Below are 22,054 nucleotides of genomic sequence, written 5' to 3'. Positions count from 1 at the left end.
CTCATGATTGCACCATGAGCTACAAACAGCTAGATGAAGCCCCATCAATTTAGAAAGTCAATAATCTCCTTATTGATCAGATCGGCTTGCTCATGATTTATTGCATGTCCTGCATCAGGAATGATTTTGTAATTCATTTTATTGTTCTCGAGTTTCTTTATAGCTTTCGGATAATTGGATAATCGATCGTATTCACCAATGAGGAACAATACCTTGTTCCTTAATTCGGATACCTCCTGATCCGTATGTATTTCTATTTTGTGCTGCATCATCGATTTATTGTTAAAATACTTTAACAAGTAGTACCAGTGCTTCATCAGAAGTTCATTGTCTTGAAATGGCGAACGATGAGGCCCGCTCAATTTATTCAGCAGCTTTTCACAGTTTTTTTCCGTCGGAAATAATGCCTCTGGCAAAAAAGCGGCCATCATTTTATAAATCACTTCAAATGAATTGCTTGGAATTCTACCTGCAAGACAGACTGCCTTATTTACCTTATCAGGTCTCTTCAATGTGTAGTTATAAGATAAATAGGCACCATATGAAACTCCGCAAATATTTATGGTATGGATGTTCAAAGCTGTCACAATGTCGTCCATCCAAGTGATTTGATTGAATGCTCTGAAATATTCATCATTAGGTTCGCTTTTGCCAGATCCCCCTATAGCATCTACCGCAATCACATAAAACGCCTTAGCTAAATCCTTAATATTGTATATCCACATCATGGCCGAATTATCTGCTGTCCCATGAAATAGCATCAACGGTGGATTCGAACGGTCACCGGCAATGATCACGTGCGTCGATCCATAGGTCGTCTCGATCACCTTTTCTACGAAATCCGTTTCCCATGAATGCAGCAGCATGTTATAGGAATCCATAATTAATTTTCTTCCGGACGAGCTCTTATATCTCTCCATCGTTATGATCCTTTCATGAACATTTTTAAGTAACGCAGATGCCATGTTCTTTTGGAAGGTTATCTTAAGAAGATGTATATTCACTTTTTAATAGACTCATGCAAACGCTATCCCAGTACTTCCCGTGTTTATAAATCTTTTCTCTGAATCTGCCTTCTTCCTTAAAACCACATTTTACATAAATCTATATAAACCGCACTAATCAATCACACAAGGCCACTACGAGTGCAGTACCATCTTCCGATCGCTGTTATCCCCAGATTTTTTGGTTCCCCTTTTCTAGCGGGAAAATCCGGTGATAAACGCGACCGCTTTGCTTCTCCAGATTGGTTCTGCCTCTCCGTTAACGTGTGTTTGTATGTTTTTGCGTTTATATAGTGAATTCTGTGTATCATTACAACATTATGTTTTTAATAACTTATTGTTATTTGTTATCAAATCCACAAACACCGGCTTTTGCACGGCATTAATCGAGTCCAAATCAATCTCATCGAGTCCCTTGAACACAAGGTGTAACGACTCATTATTTTGATCTTTGAAATTCACCGTTTTTCCGTCATCTAATAATTTCCCTTTCAATTCCGCCTCAACATTAAACAAAAACATGACAAAAACAACTTCATTTCCATCCGGGTATGTATATTTCATACGAGGGCCTGAATATATGGAATTCAAATGATATTGTTTGACTTCAAGACCTGTCTCTTCCATCACTTCCCTTAGCATCGTTTCTTCTATGGATTCACCAGGTTCCATCCCGCCACCAGGCAATCCCCAATCTCCATAATCCGATCTCTTCTGCAATAATATTCTTCCAAATTCATCTCGAATGATCGCTCCTCCAGTTACAACAATACGTCTAGTCATGGTCTCAGTCCTTCCATGCGATTTGGATTTCACGAAAGTATTTGATATTATCCGTTGTTCAACCACGTCTCTAATATGGAGATCATCTCTTCATATTGTTTCAGTGCATGACTTGTAGCTACGATTTGTTTTGTGCCCATTTCTTGTTCTTTTGCGTCTGCACATTCAATCCATAATGATCGTTTAAGACTATACTCCAACCAATCGAGTTTACTTAAATAACCAAGTTCCAGAACTATCCTCCAATTTGCAGTTACAACGCCGTAGTGCTCTTGGTATGCCGTGACAAAAGCATTAAATTTTTCTTGATCTATTTCTCCCGAATCCCCCGTTGACCAATAAATAGCGGTCTCCATTAAATCATGTTTTGGATGTATAACTCCGGCTGATTCCCAATCAATGAATATGGGGCTGCCTTTACTCCACATTACGTTTTTTGGATCCAGGTCTCTATGACTCAATATACGTTCTCCCGCCAATAATTGGAGGGCATGATTCGCTCGATCAGTCCACAAAAACAATTCGTCAATAATAGCGGCTAACAGGTTTACCCATGAAGAATCGAGTTCTTTCCCCTTACTTAAATAGAATTGCCAGTCTGTGTCTTTTGTGTTATTCGTATTGTTGTTGCTATTCTCGATCTGAGAGAAATTGATCTCATGAAGTTTAGCAAGAATAGAGCCCACTTGCGTACAATGGGTTGTAGTAATCTCCTGTGATTTAAGACTGTAACCCTCGATCCAGTCAAAAACCAGATAAAACTGATTGTCTATGTTTTGCAGTCCATGACCATTAAACACCTTTGCAGGTTGAGCAGGTATATAATTTGATGCAAGGCTTGCGATTTTTTCTGACCGAATATAGTTTTCATAGGCAGTTGGCCTCGCCATGATTTGTGGGTTTAATGCTTTTACAGCATATCTCCCTTTAGAGGTCTCCAAAGAAAACATCCTATGTAATAAACCGCCCGAAATAGCTTCAGGTGTTTTAAGCATCTCACCCAGCTGTAACGTATGACACATTTTCTCAAATTGTATATTGTATTGAAGATTCATTGTTTCGTCCCCCTGGAAGTTCGTCCCGCTGACCAAGCTCCTGTAGAACACGCCCGAATCAAGCTTAAATGTAAAGTTACGTACAAATCAAAACCCGTGGTCCTTCAAATAATACTTCACTCCAGCACGATCAACATCCGAAAAATCCAATGGATTCCGGGTAAATAAATCATTAAGTTCCTTGATAGCCATCCACTGAATATCTGCGGTTTCGTCACCAGCTTCCAGCAAATCTCCGGTGGCCTTGCATCTAAAATAATAACCGACGGAATCAATCGGTCCCTTAATGGTTTGATACGCTGCATAAGGTTGAAGACACTCCACCTCAAATACAGGATTTATGCCGATCGTATCAATCCGAGTGTTAGCTCCTTCTATTTCATATACATCCAATCCTGTTTCTTCCTTAACTTCTCTGATCAATGCTTGGAGCAGCGATTCAAAAGGTTCCACCCTCCCCCCGGGAAGTTCGAACTTATACGCAGCATTTGCCTTAGTCCTTCTTTGTATAACGATCTCGATTCCTTCATTATTCTTTCGCTCTACAAAAGCTCTTGCATTTACATAGAACATCAGAGATCAACCCTTTATTGATTTTATAGTTTTCTACAACAATCTCGATGGAATCTGCCATCCCGCAAGCACCAACGAAGCCACCGTATACTCCCTTCAGGTACACCGATCAGTCTGTAAAATTAGTTTGTTATAACCATTCGGTTTTTTACGATGCTTGGTTCGTTGTTCGAAAGCGTAACCGATGCGAATTAACGTGGACTCGCTGAATGCTTTTCCCGCAAAAGTTATACCAAATGGTCGACCGTTATCCATATACCCTGACGGAATAGCTATGGATGGATATCCTGCTCTGGCACAAATATCTGCTCCGATATATGAAGGGAACATAATCGCATCTAATTGATAAAGATTAATCGCATAATCTATACCTTGATCCTGGGAACGATACAGATCTGTGATGGATTCCAGGATGTAATCTTTATTTTTCAAAGGATTTTTCAAGCTGTCTCTATATATCAATAAATCCTGACCATATTTCAGAGCTTCTTCGGCATGATCTTCATTCCATTGAATTAGATCGGATAAGGAGTGAATTCCAGTTTGAAACGAGCTACTTTTCAGATAGTTATCCATTCCATGTTTGAATTCAGAATTGACTTTATTCCAAGACCACGGTCCATGAAACGCAGGGATGTCAATAGGTTCAACGACTTCGGCTCCAGCCTGTGTCAGTACAGATATGACTTGTTTGAAAAGTGATTCATCATATTCCCCAGAATTCAATACATCATCAGGTACTTCACTAAAGACCCCAATTCTTGCTCCATATAATCCTGATTCATCAAGAAATGAAGTATATTTTTGCTCTGAAAAATCATTTTCATTTCTCAAGGTTGAAGGATCGTCTTCATCTCGACCTACAAGTACATCAAGTAAAATGGCTGCATCGGATACCGTTTTTGCCATCGGACCTGCGGTATCTTGCGAATATGAAAATGGAATAATTCCTGAACGGCTAATTAATCCAACGGTTGGCTTTAATCCAACGATAGACATCTGTGTTGCCGGACTAAGAATCGAGGCAGAAGTTTCTGTACCGATCGCAGCAGCTGCAAAGTTCATGGCGACCGCTGCCGCTGACCCCGTACTGGAGCCACCGGCAAAAAAATCCCCATAAGGATGAGCAACCTGACCACCGTTAGAACTGTACCCTGCCCACATAGAAGAGGAAACACCGTTAGCCAATTCGGTCATATTCGTTTTGCCCAAAATCACTGCCCCAGCTTCTCGCAACAACTTAATCAAGAAAGCATCCTTAGTAGCTACGTTATGCTCTAATGCAAGGGCCCCCGCAGTAGTACGCATCTTATCTCCAGTCTCAATGTTGTCCTTCACTAGAATGGGAATGCCGTGCAGCATGCCTCTGCTTCCCTTCTGTTTACGTTCCACATCCAGCGCTTCCGCAATGAAGATTGCATCCGGATTAATTTCCATTACGGCATTAATGTAAGGCCCATCCTGATCAAGCATGGCTATACGAGACAAATAATAAAATACTAATTGCCTTGAAGTGATCTGCCCTGTTTCCATCGCATGTTGTAAATCCATAATATGCATATCATCTAGTTCCATGTTCTCTATATTAAACGTATTATTCATAAAAACACCTCAGTAACACAAAGTCCCAACCCATAATCCAAACTACAGATTCTTATCCACCACGCCACCCTATTCATTTCAAAAACACACCCTTACAGAATTGGATTGTAATCACCCTCGAAACGGTATTGATAGTTGTTGTCGATTCGGATATAGCCCAGGATACTACTCCACCGATCTCTGTACAGCACGCTGGAGTAATTCTGATTATTCGTGTTCCCCTCTGCCACCAAAATTTCTTTGTCGTTGCATGCCAGAACAATCCCTGTATGATCATGAGAGTTATTGGTTAGTAATTTCTCATATACCACGATATCGCCTCGTTGAGGTGTAAAATCATTTTGCATATCCGCATAAAAGAATCCGTGTTCAGGAAGTTGAGCCCATTCTAACAACGCCCCTACCCCGGCAAGCCGATGATTTCCATTGGGGTATCGAATCGGCAGTATAAACCCTGCCTGCATACAACAATGATACACAAACGCTGCACACCAATTGCTCTGCAACACATGATGGATGTTTTGATCCGGCCAGTATTTGCAGATTTCCCGATACCGTGGTTCTCCTGGCACTCCGATAAATCGGTCTCGACCCAGCTCTTCAGCGATATCGGCTAACTTGCTGCGTTTATCTATGGTCTTTACAGCTAATTTCTTCGGGTTCAGCATCTCTATCGGACACTCTCCGGGAAGTGCCAATTCATGAAAAACATGTTGAACTCGATCAGCGTCCTGCTGCTTTAAAACAACGTTTCTGTTGTGAAAATAAGACTGCAGCACATAAGCATCCTTAAGTATTTCATCGTAAGGTTCATGAACCCGCTCTCGGTCATCTCTATTAAAAATGGCTTGCAATATTGTCGTTTGTTCAGCTTGACTAAAGATATGTAAATCCCGTAACAATGGTCTCACCGTTTCCGCACTATTAGGACCAGGAATCTCTTGAATTCCAGTTTTGTAAAAGTAATAATCGTGAAGAAGGCCGATGATGGCCGCCATCTCTTGATGTTGTCCTCTTCTCAGGGCAAGCAGTGCTGAAAAATGGGATACTCCATATAGCTGAACACAAGCCTCCTGACGTTGGATGGCGCTATCCATGGATAGGACCATTTCTTGAACAAGTATACGAATGCTTTCAAGCTTCCTATGGTTCCCCACTGCATCCAAGACGTTCTCCCCCTCTACAGTTTCAGTTCATATTTAATTTGTGTTTTTTCCTGCCCTCCAGTGGTCTCTACCATTTCTTCCGTTTGGACGAACCCGCGTTTCTCATAAAATGCCCTGCCTATAGAATTGTCTTTTCCTACCCACGCAAACAATTTCTTCATTGGCTTTAAAACGTGAATATATTCTTGGATGAAAGCTTTACCTACCCCCATTTTATGAAACTCAGGCCGTACGTAAATTCGTAGTAATTCAACCTCTTCCTCGTTTACTTGACGGGTGTGAGCATATCCGACGACTGCGTCATTCCATTCTGCGATCAAAAAATCCCGTTTCTCACTTTGAAGTGTTCTCTCTACAGATCGACTTAAATTCTCGGTAGAATAAGCTCTACTTAGGAACGTATCAATGTACTCTTTGGTATATATACTTCCATATGTGTACATCCATGTTTCATGAGCAATGGACTGAATATGCGGAATATCCTTCATGGAAACCAAGCGAATGGCAATCATATGGCATCCTTCTTTCGTGATTTCGTATTTTGGTTAACTGCACTCAAAAACGTGAAAACAAGTCCCTTGCCCATACCCATCCTTCACTTCATGTAACCGAATATGTTCAAAATCATTGTCCTGGAGTATACCTTCAAATTCTGTGATCGAATAAAGCTTAAGTGGAAATTCCATCATCTCCGTCTTTATGATTTGATCATCGTTTTGCAGTTGATACTTTAGTTCGGTAAATAATATGGATCGATCTCTGAGATATTGCGTTTTCTTGTACAACACAATCGATTCATGCTCGAAATGTACCTTTCCTGATTCCGTCCATTCGGGGAGTTCATGTACCTCTTTATCCTTCAACATAATCGTAACAAGGAGTTTCCCTTGATCGGTTAGAGCTTTTTTCAAATTGTGTAGACTCATATTCACCAGTTCCTCTGGTAGTAAGGAGAATGATCCAAACGGAATGACGATCAAATCAAATGTGTTAGGGCTTATAAAATCTTCAATTCCACGGTTATATACACGAGGTTCAAGATTCAACTGCTTGCCCTTCTCTCTGCACACCTTCAACATATCATCAGAAATATCGAATCCTTCGATATCAATCCCCTGCTGCATAAAAGGAATTAACAAACGGCCATTTCCACACATGGGCTCTAGTACGCGCATATCTTTTCGATGGACAAAAGAAAGATAAAACTCCAGTTCTTTTCCTTCGGCTAATGATTTGTCACTTTCATACATTCTGGTGCACAATTCTCCATAATAACTCATCTATTGATAATCCCCCATGGTTTAGCTGACATGTGATTTCCGCTTGTGATATTCATTGATCGCATCGAATAAATGTTCCTTTGTAAAATCAGGCCATAATGTCTTGGTAAACCAAAGCTCTGCAACGGATGATTGCCATAACAGGAAATTGCTTAGCCTTTGTTCTCCACTCGTTCTTATAATCAGTTCCGGAGCAGGCATCCCTTGAGTGTATAAATAATTTTCGATAACCTCTGCCGTTATTAATTCAGGATCGATCCCATCCGAAATGAGTCGTTTCATTGCATGTAATATTTCATTTCTCCCACCATAATTTATGGCGAAGCTTACGGTCATGCCCGTATTATTTTTTGTTCGTTCTTCAATATTGTCAAATGAATGGACCAAATCCTTTGAGAACCCTGACAGATCTCCGATGAATCTGATCCTGATATGGTTCCGATCAAATTCCATTAATGTGGTTTCATTCAGGAATTTCATCGGCAAACTCAGAAGATACTCAACTTCATCTTTGGGCCGTTTCCAGTTCTCGGATGAGAACGCATACAACGTGACATATTCTAATCCTATCGCATGACAATCACGGATTATTTTCCTCATCGTTTCCATACCGGCATAGTGACCAGCTGTTCGAGGTAATCCTCGTTTCGTCGCCCAACGTCCATTGCCATCCATCATGATTGCGATATGCTCAAGTCCCTTATCTTCTATGTTCATGGGTAACCCTCCAACTCTCATCTTGCTATATTTTGCGATTCATCTTTAATTCAAATTCAGGTTTGGTGATATACTCCGCATAATGGATGCTGCCTTCAAAATCAAGATACGCTTGATACCGCGTACGAATCGCCGGAGCCGATATCATCTCAAGCGCTTCATCCTTTCTAACCCAACGACATTCAGATGTTTCTTCGGATGTTGTTAGTTCACCGCCCACAGGTTCACATACAAAATCGAACAATACTTTGGTAGGCACCATTCCCACTCCGCTATGCCCTTCATACGTCGCAGTGTTGGAATATACACCAATCAAGTATGATACAGCAACATCTACTCCACTTTCTTCTTTTACTTCTCTGATTAACCCATCGATGAGGTTTTCGCCGGCCTCCACCTGTCCACCAGGAAAGACCCACCCACTCCGCCGATCTTTCACTAGCAGAACTTCACCGTGCTTATTTTCAACAAAACCTGCTGCTGCCACGATATGTACTGGAAATGGCATCGTTATCCCCCATTCATTCGGATCATCAAAATGACTCAACATTCTTCGACCATTTGCCGAGAGTTAGAGCGAGCAGCTTCAACCGAAGGCGATCAGGCAGAAGAAGCCCAACTCGCTTGCCGGGTATACTATATATGCTGGTGCCGCCGCTCGGAATAAGAAAGACGGACCATAAGAAGTACCGCATGGGTTCGTGTTTATTATTCTATTTCTACTTGCTTAGAATCGGTTTCAATTTTAAAATTTTGACTCTTTCCGTCTTTAATGACTGTAAATTCTGCTATTGCCGAGATTTCGTATATACCAGGCTGCTTAATCTTATACTTGTAGTTTTCCGAAATAACAACCTTACCAGAAACTTCTCGATTCTTTCCTTTGTCCGTAATCGCATAGGAATTAATCTGTTTCCCATTACGATCTTTAATCACGTAGACGAACATTTGCTGCTTACTCGAAATCGTCACTTTTTGCTCTAATTCAGTTTTAAGTTCAGCCTTGATCGTGAATTCCTCGTTGACCTTAACTTTTTGTGGGATCGAAAGCGTTCCGGAATAATCATCCAGAGTCGTACTAGACAAAGCACCTACTGTACTCGATGCTGTAGTTTGAACCGGCTTTATTGACTGACATCCGAGAAAAATTAAAAAGACAATGATAACAATACACGGTTTCAACCCCCCCCTCCCTTACATCTAACGTTGGAGCTTGACAATCTGTCTTAATGAAAAACCAAGTGCGTTAACACTTGGTTAGTACAATGATATAAACCGCAGTAATAAATTCACTAGGTACTACGAGCACTGTACCATCTTCCGATCGGTGTCGGTTCGCTACCTTTGGATAGGATATCTATATTTTACCTTCGTTTACAATACCGTACAAGCACTCTATCTTCTTGCCTCGACTTTCTTTTGATTCAGTTTTAGATTTCAGGCTATTGTTGTAACACTCCTGTGACGAATTCACTTTTCCCTTCCAATCACTTTGTTTATCCATTTATACAGCAGCCACGTTTGGATGATCGGCTCATTCGCTTTATGAATCGTGACCTGGTTCAATCAACACGTTCAGATCAAAAGACGGACCACTTCACCATCGATCAGTTCTCGACTTATTCGTTTGAATCCTAATGATTCATATAAAGCGCCTGCAACCGTGTTTTCCGGTCTGTGCCCAATCATGATTCTTTGGCAGTCCAAGGTTTCTTTCATTAAGGTTAGCAGTTGCTTCATCGCTTCTCTTCCGTACCCTTTCCCCTGATGCTTCTGGTCAATCATTAGCGCCGGAATCCAATAGTCCCCATCCTCATCCGGAATCGTACAATAAACGATAAAACCGATAATATTCTCATTACAATAGATCGCCATCGGTTGAAATTCAGTGACATACTTCGATTCAGCAATCCAATATACGATCGGGGCCGGGAATACTTCCTTTTGATCTTCTCTTACTTCTAATTGGGTGCAGCTATACCAGTTATCGACCGACACAGGCTTCAAACTTATTGTCATGTTCAATTCCTCCTCAACGTGTTCACAGAGGAACTACTTGAACATTCCTCTGTGTTAGATCAAAACACCTCTTAAACCACTATTGGCATTACTCGAATGTGTATTGTTCATACCACATCGCTCCTTTCAAGTTATCGATCATTATAATGGACATATTTCAAGGTTGACTTCTCTATTCCACTCGAATTATGTTTCTACCTAGTCAGATGTTTTCAATGGCCTCAGCCTCTTCAAATTTAGCTTATCAAAAATCGATTATTATTTAATATCTCTGCAACTACTGCGTCAATCTGGTCAACAGAATATTGCTCCGTATTTAAGATATGTCTTTCGTCTTTTAACGCTTCTTTAAATTCATTCAATAGAATTACGCTTCGTTCTCCCATTTGAAATAATGGATCTCTTGACCGGTCCCTTATAACAAGGGTTGCAGGATCAACCATAAACACAACATAAACGATCCTCACATCCATACTCCCCAGTTCATTCGCTAACCAGTTAGCCTCAGATGGAAACGTCACATAATCTATAACAACATTGTAATCAAACTCAATCAGATTTTTCGCTAAACTTAATATATTTCTCCAAGTCAACTTATGCGTTTCTTCACATAGCCAAGGTTTGCCTCTCCCGTTTACGGGCAGGTGACTAATGTCATCCCCAGAAATATATGAACTGCGCTCCAATTGTTCAACCAGTTTCTTTGAGGTCGTCGATTTCCCCACCCCAGCTGGACCAGAAATGATATAAACTGTTTTTGACATGTTGTATTCTCCTTGAAAAATACTGCAATATATGGGCGTTTCTCGTACCGCCATAGACTTAAATCTTCTTTTGCTTTATTTCTTAATCATGACAATGAACTTGCTTTCTCCCTTAACAAACGTATCCTCTTTGATAAATCCAAATTTCTCATAGAGACGAATCGCTCTCTGGTTAAATTCTGCTACAGTTAGTCTATAGGGACTCTTCCCGAACATTTTATTTATGTAGTTGAGTACAGATGTGAAAAACGGAGTCCCATGCCCCCTACCAGTTAATTCTGGCTTCATTCCTATTCCAATATCTATAAAATCTTCGGAGTATACGTACGTATCATTTTCAATTTGAGCTGAACCACCCGTGCATATAAAACCAATCAATTCATTTTTGTTATCTAAAACTACAGAATAAGTTTCGTTGAGCATTTCAACTAACGCTTCTTGCGAAGGTTCATTATCATAAAAATCATATGGTTGTTCATACTTCCACCTTAATACTTCATTAGCAAATTCTACATTCATTTTATCAATGTAATGTGTCATAATACTCCCTCCAGCCTTGAGCAACTATATTTTTTAAGCAGCCTGTTCCTTCATTTGTACATCTTGGCTTTTCGGTTATATTGCCTCGAGTTCCATTGTTGGAACGATCGATGATGCTTTAAAGTTTTCTTGCTTTGACCACAAAGGTTACAGGGAACATCTTCGCTCTTTTTACCAAATCATTATTTTCATCGCGCAGCTCTGCTATTTCATTGTCGGTTTCTTCAATCATCTGTTCAATAACAAACCCTGCTTTAGCCAACGCATTGATATAGGTAGATAGTTTGCGGTCGGATAAGGTAAGGTCGCCTTGACAAAAATCAGGAGATACCGAATACCAAGATTCATCGAAATAACACTTGTTAAACGTAAACCGTTCATTTTCTTCAACAATACATTTGTGTATAGGATGGGACCAACTGAAAATAAATACGCCGTCTTTTTTTAAATATGAAGCGATCCGCCGAAAAGTGCCTTCAAGGTCGGTTGTCCAGCCTATGGCATAAATCGAATAAACAACATCAAAATAGGCTAACGGAATGCCGCATTCTTCTTCCATGGGAGAACAGATCAATGTTGCTGAAAGACCGCTCTCCGTCATACGCTGTTTTGCCTTTTCGATCTGCTTGTCCGACATGTCCAAACCCCAAAGTTCTTTTGCTTGGCGTTCCCCATGATATTGCAAGGATTGACCGTTCCCACAGCCGATCTCTAACAGCTTTTTTCCTGAAACATCGCCAAAAAGCTGGTGTTTTTCTTCCGACACAAATGCTCTATATAAAGGAAGCACGATGGCTTCCAAAAAGTCATTTCCTTTTGTGTTCCAATACGATCTGTTGGTTTCATGCACACGATATTTGTTCAATAGATCATCTCCTCTAAAATAAATGTTGATCGCTGCTCACTGGTCTGTCATTAGTGACGGTTGGAACCTCAATGCTTCCCGTCTTTTGGCCCCTTTTAACGATTCATAGTTTCTCTACACACTCATAAACCAAGTTCCCAAATGTTTTTATATCCTCCAGATAATCATATCCTGACGGATTTGGCCCGTTCTGATTATACATTCTGACCGCCACGGTTCTATACTGGGGAATGACAAGGCATGCACATCCGGTAGCACCCAAAGATTGAAAAGAACCATATGGAAGTTTATCACCTAATTCCGTTAAAGAACGCGGCTCATCTTGCACAAACCAGAAAAATCCATTTCTCGGTAATTTTCGCTCTAAACCGGGAGGAGTAATGATCGTCGTAACTTGCTCAAATATTTCTTTAGGAAATAGCTGCTTCCCCTCTATGGCTCCCTTATTTAAATGCAAATAACCCCAAAAGGCCAATTCTCTCGCACTCATAAACAAGTTAGCTTCATTCCCCAGATCGTCTGTGTAGGACTCGTTAAGCCATACTAATTTGTCATTCTGTTTCTTGCTCCATCCGGTTTGGTTAAATCCCAAAGGCGAAAATACGCGGTCCTCAAGCAATCGTGCCAAAGGCATCTTATATAATTTCCGGATAAGCTCAATAAGCAAATTCACACCGACATTATTGTATTTCCAATCTGCTCCTTGGAGAAACCGCCTATGATGCAGGCTATCCAGTCCATGGGTATGGGTTAACAAATGCCTTATGGTTGTATCGTTTAATACTCCTCTGTCGAAGTCATTTAAATAATCAACAACAAGGTCATCTATGCTTTTGATCTTACCTTCAACGAGTGCAAGACTAACAGCAAACCCTAAAAAAGTCTTCCGGACGGAAGCGACATTGAAGCGTGATTTGGTATCAACGAATCGGCTATCTGTAGCCTTGTCATGTGTTCCTGCATACCATTCATTCACGATCCGATCATTATGAATAATATACGTTGCAGCAGCGGTAGCGGATATGAACTGCTTTACGTCCGAAACATACTTATTTAGTTCTTTGAACGAGTCGCTTTGGGAGGTTTTAAGGTTAAACAATTCAATCTTCACCTTCTTCGTATTTTCGGTTTTGAAGCGGCACTAAAAGAAGTTATATATTCCGTTCTCGAAGTAATCATATTCTTCATCCGTTATTCTCAACGTTCCATATGCGTCAAAAAATATTTCTTGATCTCGTTCATTCTCAAAAGCATTATGTTTCGGTCTTATTGCTAAAGCGACATCATATCTTGGATCTCCGAACGCAGCTCCTGACCAGTCAATAACTCCAACGATATTGCATTCATTCACTAATACATTATCTATTGTAAAATCGCCATGAATCAACGTGTTCTCGATCGGTTTTGGTTTATCTTCTTTCAACCGTTTAAGCAGTTCTTCTGATCCATCTACAGCAAAGTGGGTTAGGTTATATTCTGCTTGGAGTAGCATTGAATCTAACCAAGAACGATCCTTCTTCAACAACTCAATAGGGCAAGCACTTTCATGTATTTTCTTTAAACAACGTCCAAAGTTGAAGATGGCTTTTTCCTTTTCTTTGAGATCGGGCTCTCGAGCTAGAAATTCCCTCAAACTTATTCCATCCATATAATCCATCAGAAGCCATCTTGATTGGTTTTCGGCACAGAAAGAATACGCTTTCGGAATAGGCAGCCCCGTATCACAAAGATATTGAAGCACGTTATATTCTTTGGATAACCATTCATTGTATAGGTCGTTTTCTGTCTTCTTGATGATGTACTTTTGATCGGGTGTATCTAAAATAGCAACGATAGAGGTATGACCTTGCCTGGGAAAAGTAATTCCCCGTACTTCTCCGATTTGGTCTATGATCTCAATGGGGATGTCCTGAATTTTCATCGTTTCCTCCTTTCTTGTACTTCGCATCCTTTCAACGAGGCATAGCCTTTAATATGTGATCTACGCTATGATCGTCCCATATAATTACATGACACTTTTCTTTATTTAACTTTTGCAGTGCGCCAAGTCGGTGATTACCGTCTCGTACACTAAAAGATCCATTTCGATTTTCAGCAATTAACGGAGGCATATCCCATCCAGCCTCTAATCGCTCGCAAATTTGATTTATGGTATGATTCCACCAATTCTCATCCTCTACATACTCCATATGTGATTCTGGCCCAACAACTCTGCTAAGATAACTTGTCTCGATTTCGACTGGTCCGAGCCAATACCTTGTTTTTAACTTAAGTCCATTCGATAATCCAACGTTCTCTCCTTCACCATTCAGAAAGTGATGTATCCATGTTTCAATATCATCGTTTGCAGCGTACTTCATTGCAGCCGTTAAAGTAAATATAGACATAGTCAGCACCTCATATCTCATTATAGAAGTTGAACCAGTGATTTTTATCGTGTAAATGTCCAGTTCAACATTTCGGATAACGTTATTCACGAAACCGAGAAGCTTTTCAAATTCAAAAAAAGCGAACTCTCCGCATACACCTAAATGCGAAGCAAGGACAGAATCCGCGGCCTAGATATCGTGTTACAGGATGTCAGTGTCTTCCACGAATGATCTACCATTATCCATTTTGCAATTAGTCATTTCTTTAAGATCCATATTTGCAAGTTCAAGTGCAATCGCTAATGTAATCTGAGGATTTTTTCTGAGCCCTTTTAGATAGGTATTATCTAGCGGTTTTCATTTGCGGAAAAAACCTCTTTATCACAGAAAGTAATCCTGATCTTATTTCGTTATTGAATAGCGATTCATGCGATCCAATTAATTGTATTCTGATATCTTCCTCAGTTTTACTGCCCTTCAGTTTTATTAATTTCATGGTACCTCTCAAATTGTTTTTTCATTCAAGCAAGTTTGTTTTTTCAGACATTACGCTGATCTTTTAATAACGTTTCTGCATTCACGAGTCTCGATACGTTAAGTGCAATACAAGTTAGACGTTCTTATTGTTTCCGTTGAATTCGATGTTAGAAGATGCCACCCACTTTTTCGTGTTGCTTTCAAAGTAATTTTTATTCTTGTCTCCATGTATGTATTTCGAGTAGTTTTCCAGTAAGTCCAATGGTTCGCCTGGGATTTGCAAGCTCAATATGAGAAATTCAACCCCATCGAACATCTGGCTGAAGCTTTGAACATTCCTCGTCGTCAAAACAAGCTGGAAACGCAGAGAAGCCGAGTCAAGCCAAACATCAACTCAATTTTGAAGGATCTGCTTCTTTTATTCTCGATTGCAAGGCCAAAAACCTTTCACCGCTAACACTTTGTTTCTATCAGGGCAGCGCCAAGCAGATGAATTTCGCCTTTCTGGCGCAGCAAGTGCCTGTTGATATCTATACGGTATTGATTCGCGAAATCAAAAATTTCATTGTTCCTGTAATCATTTTTATGTGATTTGTTCTGCTTGCTCCTACAGTTACTGGAGGTTATATAATGGAGGCATGAGGAGGAGATGACGATGGGCAGTACACATTATTCCATCGGAAAATTTGCCGAATTGAGCGGCATTCCGATACGGACGCTTCATTATTATGAAGAGGTGGGGCTGCTGTGCCCACGTCGTCAGGAAAACGGGCATCGAATCTATGGTACGGCTGATTTGATCACCTTGCAGAAAATCATTGGATTGAAATCGCTCGGTTTTTCTTTGGAACGTATTCGCAAATTTAATCATCGCGAATCGGAGATGAGTTTGGTCGAAACACTGAATATGCAGCAGCAAGCCCTGCAAGCCGCCCGCGCTGAACTTGACAAGTCGCTGGAGATCCTCGAACGGCTGCTAACCATCCTGCAGCGTGAAGGTGAACTGGAGCATAACATGATGTTTCTGCTGATACGTAACATGCTAAGGGAGGACAAACAGCGCAGTTGGGTGGCTGAGCATCTGTCAGAGCAAACGGCAACTGCCTTGTTCGATATCTCCCAAGATGCCGTAGCTGAATTGGATCGGGAAATGCTTGCTTTTGCCGAAGCTGTTAAGCGTTTAGCGGCAGGAGAGCCGGATGCTTTGGAAGCCGAGGAAATGCTAGGTTTCTATGTGCAGCGGATACTCGGTTTTCTTGATGACAAGGCGATTGCAAACTTTGCCCATATTCCAGAGGAGGAGCATGAATGTTTGAACCAGTTGGTGGATATGCCATTTAACGAACGGGAGAGCGCTTGGCTGGATGAGGCGTTGGCACACTATGCGAGCAAATTCGGCCTTCATGGAATCGATGGGCAGAAGGAAGCGCAGAAAGAGGAGTGATGGAAAAAGAGAAATAGACTTTTTTTCAAGCTGACCGGGCTATAGCTATTGTAATCGTAAACAATCGGAGGAGTGTGAGCAGCATCGCTTGATCAATAAGAGCCCCTGCGTTTGCAGGAGTATTTGTAGAACCAAAGGAGGAGCATAAATGACAGGAGAATTGAAAGAACGGGCAGCACAATTGTCTGCACTCATGGAGCATATTAGAGAACAAGAACATTTTAATGGCGTAATCCTGATTGCCAAACAGGGTATACCGCTCCTTTGTGATGCGATGGGCATCGCAGAATTTAGCAAAGATCGCGTGCGTACGCTTACCACAGATTCGATGTTCGAGTTAGCTTCGGTCTCCAAACCGATTACTGCATTGGGCATCATACGCTTGCATCAGTTGGGAAAATTGGAGTGGGATGATCCTGTGTCCAGATGGCTGCCTGATTTGCCCTATCCGGGTATTACCATCCGTCATTTACTGACCCATACATCAGGGCTGCCGGACTATATGGAGTTATTCGCCAAGAAGTGGAATCCTGCACAGAAGGCTGTCAACAATGATGTAATGGACATGCTGGCCGCTCACCGGCCCGCCTCACTGTTTGCACCTAATGACAGTTGGATGTACAGCAATACGGGTTACATTATGCTGGCTATTCTAATCGAACGGATAAGCGGTCAGTCCTATGCAGCCTTTTTGTCCGAGCAGATTTTTCAGCCGCTCAGTATGACGCGGACACGCGTATACAACCGACGTTTTGATCCAGGCCCGGTTCCGAAAGACTACGCTTGGGGCTATGTCTATCGGCTGGAACACGGTGGATATGTGTTGCCGGATATGGTGCCGGAACTGAATTATGTCGACTATTTGGACGGTTTGCAGGGAGATGGCATGGTGAACAGTACGGTCATGGATCTGCTTCGTTTGGATCGTGCGCTTTATGATGACAAGTTTATACATCCGCAGTTGCGCGAAGCCATGTTCGCACCAGTAGTGCTGAATAACGGAGAATCCTTTGACTACGGATTTGGATGGCTAATCGAGTATCATGATCAGCTAGGCAAAATGGTGTGGCACAGCGGTGGTTGGCCTGGATATGCCACTCTCTTCAAACGCTATATCGAGCAGGATACCACACTGATCCTCCTGCAAAATGGGGAACGGGAATTTGCCTATACACAGCAGTTGATCCAGAGTATTGAACAGATTCTTGCCGGCGAACAGATTGAAATGCCGCGGCCAGCGGCCCACCGCACCATTATCCCGCGCACATCGGAAGACTATGAACCGTTTCTGGGTGAATACTGTTTCTCAGATGAACAGGAACAATCGATATCTGTGAAGGTTTATGTTAAACACAGTCAACTTTATATGCGGCTAGGCAACGAAATGGAGTTTTTATTGCTGCCCATCAGTAATGTACGTTTCTACGAGCAACAAACCGCGACCGAACTGGAATTCATCGGCACTGAGGCAGGAAAGAGTATCCAATTTATCTGGTATGATCATGAGGGTCAGTCCGTGGCGGATCGCATCGAGAAATGATTTATGGAAGGTAAGAAACGATGGATATTTCCTTTGTTACTCAAAGGATGTATCATTGCTTGGCGTTTGCGGCACCCGTGGAGCCGATAGTGGTGATTGGCATTTGGAGATCACTGACTCAAGGAGGCTGGTACGGATTTGTATCTGGCCTGGGATTGGCAACGGCCGATGCACTATACGGGTGTAAGGCCGCATTCGGCCTTGCTTGGTTGACCCACCCTGCTTATCGGTACCAGATATGGCTTTAACTAATTGGTGGCGTATTGCTTGCCTGGATAGACTGGCGCACTTGTTCTCTTCTGGCGACCGAGGAGGAGCGGAGCTGTCCGATGCGTGAATGCGTTGTTAACTAAAGTTTCCGCCCTCGAAGCATTTGCTTGAACTACTCTTAATTCTTATCTCTAATTGTGAGCAAGGATATTTATACGTTTATTTGCGGACCCTTATTCCCCTTGACAACGGGGTTCCAATGAGAATGCGAACGGGCTGCTTCGAGAGTTTTTCCCGAAAGGTACGGATCTTGCTGAGGTGAAGGATGAAGAGCTTGCCCGTTCCCTTGATTTAATCAATAACAGACCCCGTAAGTTTTTGTTTTTTTATCCTCCATGGACCGAGGTCGAATGCCCATTATAAGAATATGTTGTTAGGTTAGATTGTTGCTTTATCCCGTTATACTTACAAGAGTTTCTGCAGTTGTACTCTCTTTATTGTTAGAGGATTCTGAATATTGATGTCAACGATTTCTCTATTATTTAGTTCTATCATCAGCTCATTGAATATTCTTGCAATCAAGAAACTATCCCCTAGTGCATTATGCCGCCTTATATCTGAGTCATCGATGTTAAAATACTTAATCAAAAAGTTTGTAGAGATGATTTCAACAACCTCGGGAAAAAGAAATGTGAATAATGCTTTAGTATCAATGATCTTATTAGGAATCATCCGCAAATTGTTTCTTTTACATTCATTCATCAGCAACGGCCAATCATACTCATAACCAGCTTGAGTTACTAATACTGCCCCTTTGCAAAAGTCTATGAATTCAGAGAAAACTTCTGTTAATTGTGGTGCTTCAATAACATCTTCATTAGTAATTCCAGTTAATCGCTCAATCACTTCAGGTATCGGTTTAGATGGTTTAATCAATGTTTCATATGTCTTTTCGATTTCACCTGAACGGCTATTCATGATCAGCGCACCAATTTGAATAATTTGGTCCTCTTCTTCATTTGGCCCTGTGGCCTCTAAATCAAAGATACAGAACCTTTGGGTTGGAATACTCTCAATAATCAACTCAGACACGATATACTCCGTTTCAGAAACCATATCTATCTTCAACGAAACACCTTCCTTCAACATTGCAGTAAAGTTTCAGTAACGTTCCCCATGTTCACTGTCCTAACCAAGGTGCTAGGTGTCTGGCTACTTCTGCTTCCCCGGAATCCCTCAGTACTTAACCCCATTAATCAATCACACAAGGCCACTGCGAGTGCAGTACCATCTTCCGATCGCTGTTATCCCCAGATTTTTTTGAATCCCCTCTTCTTAGGGGAAAATCCGGTGATAAGCCTATGCTTCCGATGCAGCTTTCTTTCAGAAAGCTTTTAGGCGAACGCTTCGCTTCTCCAGATTGGTTCTGCCTCTAAGTTTACGTGTGTATGTTTTTTGCGGTTTATATAGGGTTTACTCTATTTCTTATTCGATTGTTTTGATCTACCCTCAATTCTTTTTGTAATCAACACTGTTAGGTTTCCCCCTGTAATTAAGATGGAGAATAAACAGACCGTCATTAACCAACTGATATTCATGCTCTCTTTATCTTGCTTTAATAAATATAGAACTGCTCCAGCAGTAACAGTAAATATCACACCAAAGAGCAGTGTCGTTAATATTCTTACTCTATTGTTTTTCATCGCCCTAGACTCCATTCTTTAATGTCAGCACCAAACATTCTTTTCCTTACACAGGCTTCAGTCTAACGTTCTCGTATTCCCGAAATAAAGTCTTCTAAGATCATTGCCACTCCATCGTTATCATTAGTTTCAGTAATCTCTTTCGATATCAGTTTCAATTCTTCAATGGCATTCCCCATTGCCACCGGCCATCCACAAGAATTAAATAATCCTATGTCATTAAAATCATCACCAAAAACCATGACGTTTTCGAGTGAAATGTTCATCGCCTTGCATAAAACCGCTACTGCATTTTCCTTAGAAGCCCTAATGGATGAAAGCTGAGTTAGCTTTCCATTGTCTGTAGTTAGAATATTTAATTTCGTATTAAATTTCTCCATGAATGAAACCATATCAATGTTTCCAGAAAAAAGGATCTTTGATGCCTCAAGTCGTTTGAGATCTTCAAGTGGCTTTACAATAGGGTTATCTTTGACCTTAATGAGTGTTGTGTAGTCATATTCCCTTAAACTCATCCATTCATCTTTCACTTCTAAACTTAAGTCAAGATCAGGGTTACAATTGAGACAATAATCCAGGATTTCAGCTGTAGTTTCAGATTCAATCGGTACATGATCGTTAATTCCTGTATGCTCACATTCTATATAAGCCCCATTGTAATAAATAAAAGAACTTAATCTGAGTAATTCTTCTTTCATAAATGACCTGACTGCTCTTGGAGGACGTGCTGTCGCAAAGATGAATTTCATTCCTAGACTTATGCATTCCGTAATGGCATTATAGCTACGTTGAGATATTTCTTTATTTGAGTTGAGGAGTGTACCATCTAAATCTAAAACTACTAATGGAAACTTCATTGAAATCCCCTCTCTAATTTTGAGCATTCGGCTGATATGCACCTAACTCGTTTCCAAATGGATCAACGAATTTAATAACCCATCCAAATCCTTCATCTTGATACATTCTTATGATGGTTTTGTTTTCCTTTAATGTTTCAAATAGTTTCTTTATATCCTTTGTCAAAAACATAAATGCCGGCATCGGAAAATCCTCTTCTGAGAGCCATGAAACGTTTGTATCTTTGCTGCTGTAATGAAGCATTAACAACGGTCCTTCGCCAAATTTCAGCCACCCTAAAGACATAATCTCTAATCCAAGGACATTGGAATACCATTCCGTTGCTTTTTCAAGATTACTTACCGGTAATTGAACATGATCTACACACTGAATTAGCCTGCTCACAATACATTCCTCCCAAATGAATAGCATTTTCTTTACTAGCACTATAAAAAAAGATCTGCTTTGCAGACCCAAAATTCAAAACTATTATGACTTATTCTGAATTAATCCAATTCCATTACCTACAGGATCAACTAAATAGGCTAAATAAAAATTATCGAATTCCATCTTATCTCTTACAATCTGAGCTCCTAATTCAACTGACTTCCTAATGGATTCTTCAATATCGTCTACTTCAATTTGAATCCTTGTTCCATGCGGAAAATCTTGAGGTCCTTTGGAAATACCTCCATGTATTCCTGGTTTATGATCATCGCCTGTTGTCACTGGGTAGTAACCCCAATTAGGCTCAGCAATCTTCCATCCGAAAACCGAAGAATAAAAAGCTGCTGCACGTTCCGGGTCTTGACTACTTAACTCAAATAATACTACTCTCCCCATAAATAATGCCTCCACATATGGAATGAATATCCAGAAAAATACTAGCCTCACTCATCCTTAGAATCGTATTATTGATTTGCTAAAATTGGTTAGGTTTTACATAACGTTGTGTATTCATGAAATCCATGTACTTCGTAAATTCCTGCCCTTCGTATATCATAACCCATATTGTGGTATTTGCGAACAGGAATTTCCTGATCCCCCATACCAAAAAGGCAACCGCATCAGCAAGCTGCCTTTCTCGTACAACATTTATTCTCCTG

At 40.9% G+C, this 22,054-nt stretch carries 25 protein-coding genes and 1 pseudogene; 3 read left to right on the top strand and 23 right to left on the bottom strand.

Annotation, left to right across the window (positions count from 1 at the left end; genetic code table 11):
• Positions 1-44: 44 nt before the first annotated feature.
• The 18 genes from L6H98_RS18480 to L6H98_RS18395 form a co-directional block, all read right to left on the bottom strand.
• A complete protein-coding gene (locus L6H98_RS18480; protein WP_236417289.1) occupies positions 45-881 on the bottom strand; it encodes an alpha/beta hydrolase in 837 nt (278 codons plus the stop codon).
• Between the two features lie 441 nt (positions 882-1,322).
• Positions 1,323-1,787, bottom strand: a complete 465-nt coding sequence (locus tag L6H98_RS18475) for an NUDIX domain-containing protein (protein WP_236417288.1) — start codon at positions 1,785-1,787, stop codon at positions 1,323-1,325.
• 47 nt (positions 1,788-1,834) lie between these two features.
• The gene (locus tag L6H98_RS18470; RefSeq protein WP_236417287.1) at positions 1,835-2,842 is read right to left on the bottom strand and encodes a phosphotransferase; all 1,008 of its coding nucleotides are present in this window, start codon (positions 2,840-2,842) and stop codon (positions 1,835-1,837) included.
• Positions 2,843-2,929: 87 nt separating this feature from the next.
• The gene (locus tag L6H98_RS18465) at positions 2,930-3,415 is read right to left on the bottom strand and encodes an NUDIX hydrolase (RefSeq protein ID WP_236417286.1); all 486 of its coding nucleotides are present in this window, start codon (positions 3,413-3,415) and stop codon (positions 2,930-2,932) included.
• 96 nt (positions 3,416-3,511) lie between these two features.
• Entirely contained in the window at positions 3,512-5,017 is a 1,506-nt protein-coding gene (locus L6H98_RS18460) for an amidase family protein (RefSeq protein ID WP_236417285.1), read from the bottom strand.
• A gap of 92 nt (positions 5,018-5,109) precedes the next feature.
• Positions 5,110-6,174 (bottom strand): CHAP domain-containing protein, encoded by a 1,065-nt coding sequence (locus tag L6H98_RS18455; RefSeq protein ID WP_236417428.1) that lies wholly within the window; start codon positions 6,172-6,174, stop codon positions 5,110-5,112.
• Between the two features lie 23 nt (positions 6,175-6,197).
• A complete protein-coding gene (locus L6H98_RS18450; protein ID WP_236417284.1) occupies positions 6,198-6,695 on the bottom strand; it encodes a GNAT family N-acetyltransferase in 498 nt (165 codons plus the stop codon).
• A 33-nt stretch (positions 6,696-6,728) separates the two neighbouring features.
• Entirely contained in the window at positions 6,729-7,463 is a 735-nt protein-coding gene (locus L6H98_RS18445) for a class I SAM-dependent methyltransferase (protein WP_236417283.1), read from the bottom strand.
• A gap of 21 nt (positions 7,464-7,484) precedes the next feature.
• Positions 7,485-8,180 carry a polyprenyl diphosphate synthase gene (uppS, locus tag L6H98_RS18440; protein WP_236417282.1) on the bottom strand — a complete coding sequence of 232 codons (696 nt, stop codon included), beginning with the start codon at positions 8,178-8,180 and terminating at the stop codon, positions 7,485-7,487.
• Positions 8,181-8,205: 25 nt separating this feature from the next.
• Positions 8,206-8,688 (bottom strand): NUDIX hydrolase, encoded by a 483-nt coding sequence (locus L6H98_RS18435; RefSeq protein WP_236417280.1) that lies wholly within the window; start codon positions 8,686-8,688, stop codon positions 8,206-8,208.
• A gap of 200 nt (positions 8,689-8,888) precedes the next feature.
• Positions 8,889-9,362: a hypothetical protein gene (locus L6H98_RS18430; RefSeq protein ID WP_236417279.1), complete on the bottom strand. Its 474-nt coding sequence runs from the start codon at positions 9,360-9,362 to the stop codon at positions 8,889-8,891.
• Between the two features lie 393 nt (positions 9,363-9,755).
• Positions 9,756-10,199, bottom strand: coding sequence for a GNAT family N-acetyltransferase (locus tag L6H98_RS18425; RefSeq protein ID WP_236417278.1), 444 nt, complete (start codon positions 10,197-10,199; stop codon positions 9,756-9,758).
• Positions 10,200-10,435: 236 nt separating this feature from the next.
• Positions 10,436-10,963 carry an AAA family ATPase gene (locus L6H98_RS18420; RefSeq protein WP_236417277.1) on the bottom strand — a complete coding sequence of 176 codons (528 nt, stop codon included), beginning with the start codon at positions 10,961-10,963 and terminating at the stop codon, positions 10,436-10,438.
• A 75-nt stretch (positions 10,964-11,038) separates the two neighbouring features.
• On the bottom strand, positions 11,039-11,503 hold the full coding sequence (locus L6H98_RS18415; protein ID WP_236417276.1) for a GNAT family protein: 465 nt from the start codon (positions 11,501-11,503) through the stop codon (positions 11,039-11,041).
• Positions 11,504-11,621: 118 nt separating this feature from the next.
• Entirely contained in the window at positions 11,622-12,368 is a 747-nt protein-coding gene (locus L6H98_RS18410) for a class I SAM-dependent methyltransferase (RefSeq protein WP_236417275.1), read from the bottom strand.
• Between the two features lie 103 nt (positions 12,369-12,471).
• Entirely contained in the window at positions 12,472-13,467 is a 996-nt protein-coding gene (locus L6H98_RS18405; RefSeq protein WP_236417274.1) for a serine hydrolase domain-containing protein, read from the bottom strand.
• Between the two features lie 42 nt (positions 13,468-13,509).
• Positions 13,510-14,289, bottom strand: coding sequence for a phosphotransferase (locus L6H98_RS18400; protein ID WP_236417273.1), 780 nt, complete (start codon positions 14,287-14,289; stop codon positions 13,510-13,512).
• A 31-nt stretch (positions 14,290-14,320) separates the two neighbouring features.
• Complete coding sequence (locus L6H98_RS18395; protein WP_236417270.1) at positions 14,321-14,755, bottom strand: ParB N-terminal domain-containing protein; 435 nt, start codon at positions 14,753-14,755, stop codon at positions 14,321-14,323.
• A 1,114-nt stretch (positions 14,756-15,869) separates the two neighbouring features.
• On the opposite strand from L6H98_RS18395, the gene L6H98_RS18390 reads away from it, so the two are divergent.
• From L6H98_RS18390 to L6H98_RS18380, 3 genes and pseudogenes are all read left to right on the top strand, one after another.
• On the top strand, positions 15,870-16,658 hold the full coding sequence (locus tag L6H98_RS18390) for a MerR family transcriptional regulator (RefSeq protein WP_236417269.1): 789 nt from the start codon (positions 15,870-15,872) through the stop codon (positions 16,656-16,658).
• 148 nt (positions 16,659-16,806) lie between these two features.
• Positions 16,807-18,198, top strand: coding sequence for a serine hydrolase domain-containing protein (locus L6H98_RS18385; protein WP_236417267.1), 1,392 nt, complete (start codon positions 16,807-16,809; stop codon positions 18,196-18,198).
• Between the two features lie 432 nt (positions 18,199-18,630).
• A pseudogene (locus tag L6H98_RS18380) lies at positions 18,631-18,831 on the top strand (IS30 family transposase); the annotation flags it as partial.
• A 42-nt stretch (positions 18,832-18,873) separates the two neighbouring features.
• Here the strand turns inward: L6H98_RS18380 and L6H98_RS18375 are convergent.
• The 5 genes from L6H98_RS18375 to L6H98_RS18355 all read right to left on the bottom strand — a co-directional run bounded on the left by L6H98_RS18375 (position 18,874) and on the right by L6H98_RS18355 (position 21,791).
• A complete protein-coding gene (locus tag L6H98_RS18375) occupies positions 18,874-19,536 on the bottom strand; it encodes a 3'-5' exonuclease (RefSeq protein WP_236417265.1) in 663 nt (220 codons plus the stop codon).
• 350 nt (positions 19,537-19,886) lie between these two features.
• Entirely contained in the window at positions 19,887-20,111 is a 225-nt protein-coding gene (locus L6H98_RS18370) for a hypothetical protein (protein WP_236417263.1), read from the bottom strand.
• 62 nt (positions 20,112-20,173) lie between these two features.
• Positions 20,174-20,995 (bottom strand): HAD family hydrolase, encoded by an 822-nt coding sequence (locus tag L6H98_RS18365; protein WP_236417261.1) that lies wholly within the window; start codon positions 20,993-20,995, stop codon positions 20,174-20,176.
• Complete coding sequence (locus L6H98_RS18360; RefSeq protein WP_236417259.1) at positions 20,982-21,353, bottom strand: VOC family protein; 372 nt, start codon at positions 21,351-21,353, stop codon at positions 20,982-20,984. The genes L6H98_RS18365 and L6H98_RS18360 overlap by 14 nt, the downstream gene beginning before the upstream one ends.
• Positions 21,354-21,437: 84 nt before the next feature.
• A complete protein-coding gene (locus tag L6H98_RS18355; protein ID WP_236417256.1) occupies positions 21,438-21,791 on the bottom strand; it encodes a VOC family protein in 354 nt (117 codons plus the stop codon).
• Between the last annotated feature and the right edge of the window lie 263 nt (positions 21,792-22,054).

Source organism: Paenibacillus sp. JJ-223, assembly GCF_927798175.1.
GTDB lineage: Bacteria > Bacillota > Bacilli > Paenibacillales > Paenibacillaceae > Paenibacillus > Paenibacillus hubeiensis.
This window is presented reverse-complemented; position numbering and strand designations above follow the sequence as displayed.

Bases quoted from the DNA above. Each gene is read 5' to 3' on its own strand.
- L6H98_RS18470 (WP_236417287.1), bottom strand. From the start codon at position 2,842: ATGAATCTTCAATACAATATACAATTTGAGAAAATGTGTCATACGTTA.
- L6H98_RS18445 (WP_236417283.1), bottom strand. From the start codon at position 7,463: ATGAGTTATTATGGAGAATTGTGCACCAGAATGTATGAAAGTGACAAA.
- L6H98_RS18400 (WP_236417273.1), bottom strand. From the start codon at position 14,289: ATGAAAATTCAGGACATCCCCATTGAGATCATAGACCAAATCGGAGAA.
- L6H98_RS18395 (WP_236417270.1), bottom strand. From the start codon at position 14,755: ATGTCTATATTTACTTTAACGGCTGCAATGAAGTACGCTGCAAACGAT.
- L6H98_RS18480 (WP_236417289.1), bottom strand. From the start codon at position 881: ATGGATTCCTATAACATGCTGCTGCATTCATGGGAAACGGATTTCGTA.
- L6H98_RS18385 (WP_236417267.1), top strand. From the start codon at position 16,807: ATGACAGGAGAATTGAAAGAACGGGCAGCACAATTGTCTGCACTCATG.
- uppS (WP_236417282.1), bottom strand. From the start codon at position 8,180: ATGAACATAGAAGATAAGGGACTTGAGCATATCGCAATCATGATGGAT.
- L6H98_RS18370 (WP_236417263.1), bottom strand. From the start codon at position 20,111: ATGAAAAACAATAGAGTAAGAATATTAACGACACTGCTCTTTGGTGTG.
- L6H98_RS18450 (WP_236417284.1), bottom strand. From the start codon at position 6,695: ATGATTGCCATTCGCTTGGTTTCCATGAAGGATATTCCGCATATTCAG.
- L6H98_RS18390 (WP_236417269.1), top strand. From the start codon at position 15,870: ATGGGCAGTACACATTATTCCATCGGAAAATTTGCCGAATTGAGCGGC.
- L6H98_RS18465 (WP_236417286.1), bottom strand. From the start codon at position 3,415: ATGTTCTATGTAAATGCAAGAGCTTTTGTAGAGCGAAAGAATAATGAA.
- L6H98_RS18365 (WP_236417261.1), bottom strand. From the start codon at position 20,995: ATGCTCAAAATTAGAGAGGGGATTTCAATGAAGTTTCCATTAGTAGTT.
- L6H98_RS18435 (WP_236417280.1), bottom strand. From the start codon at position 8,688: ATGCCATTTCCAGTACATATCGTGGCAGCAGCAGGTTTTGTTGAAAAT.
- L6H98_RS18425 (WP_236417278.1), bottom strand. From the start codon at position 10,199: ATGACAATAAGTTTGAAGCCTGTGTCGGTCGATAACTGGTATAGCTGC.
- L6H98_RS18475 (WP_236417288.1), bottom strand. From the start codon at position 1,787: ATGACTAGACGTATTGTTGTAACTGGAGGAGCGATCATTCGAGATGAA.
- L6H98_RS18355 (WP_236417256.1), bottom strand. From the start codon at position 21,791: ATGGGGAGAGTAGTATTATTTGAGTTAAGTAGTCAAGACCCGGAACGT.
- L6H98_RS18420 (WP_236417277.1), bottom strand. From the start codon at position 10,963: ATGTCAAAAACAGTTTATATCATTTCTGGTCCAGCTGGGGTGGGGAAA.
- L6H98_RS18460 (WP_236417285.1), bottom strand. From the start codon at position 5,017: ATGAATAATACGTTTAATATAGAGAACATGGAACTAGATGATATGCAT.
- L6H98_RS18415 (WP_236417276.1), bottom strand. From the start codon at position 11,503: ATGACACATTACATTGATAAAATGAATGTAGAATTTGCTAATGAAGTA.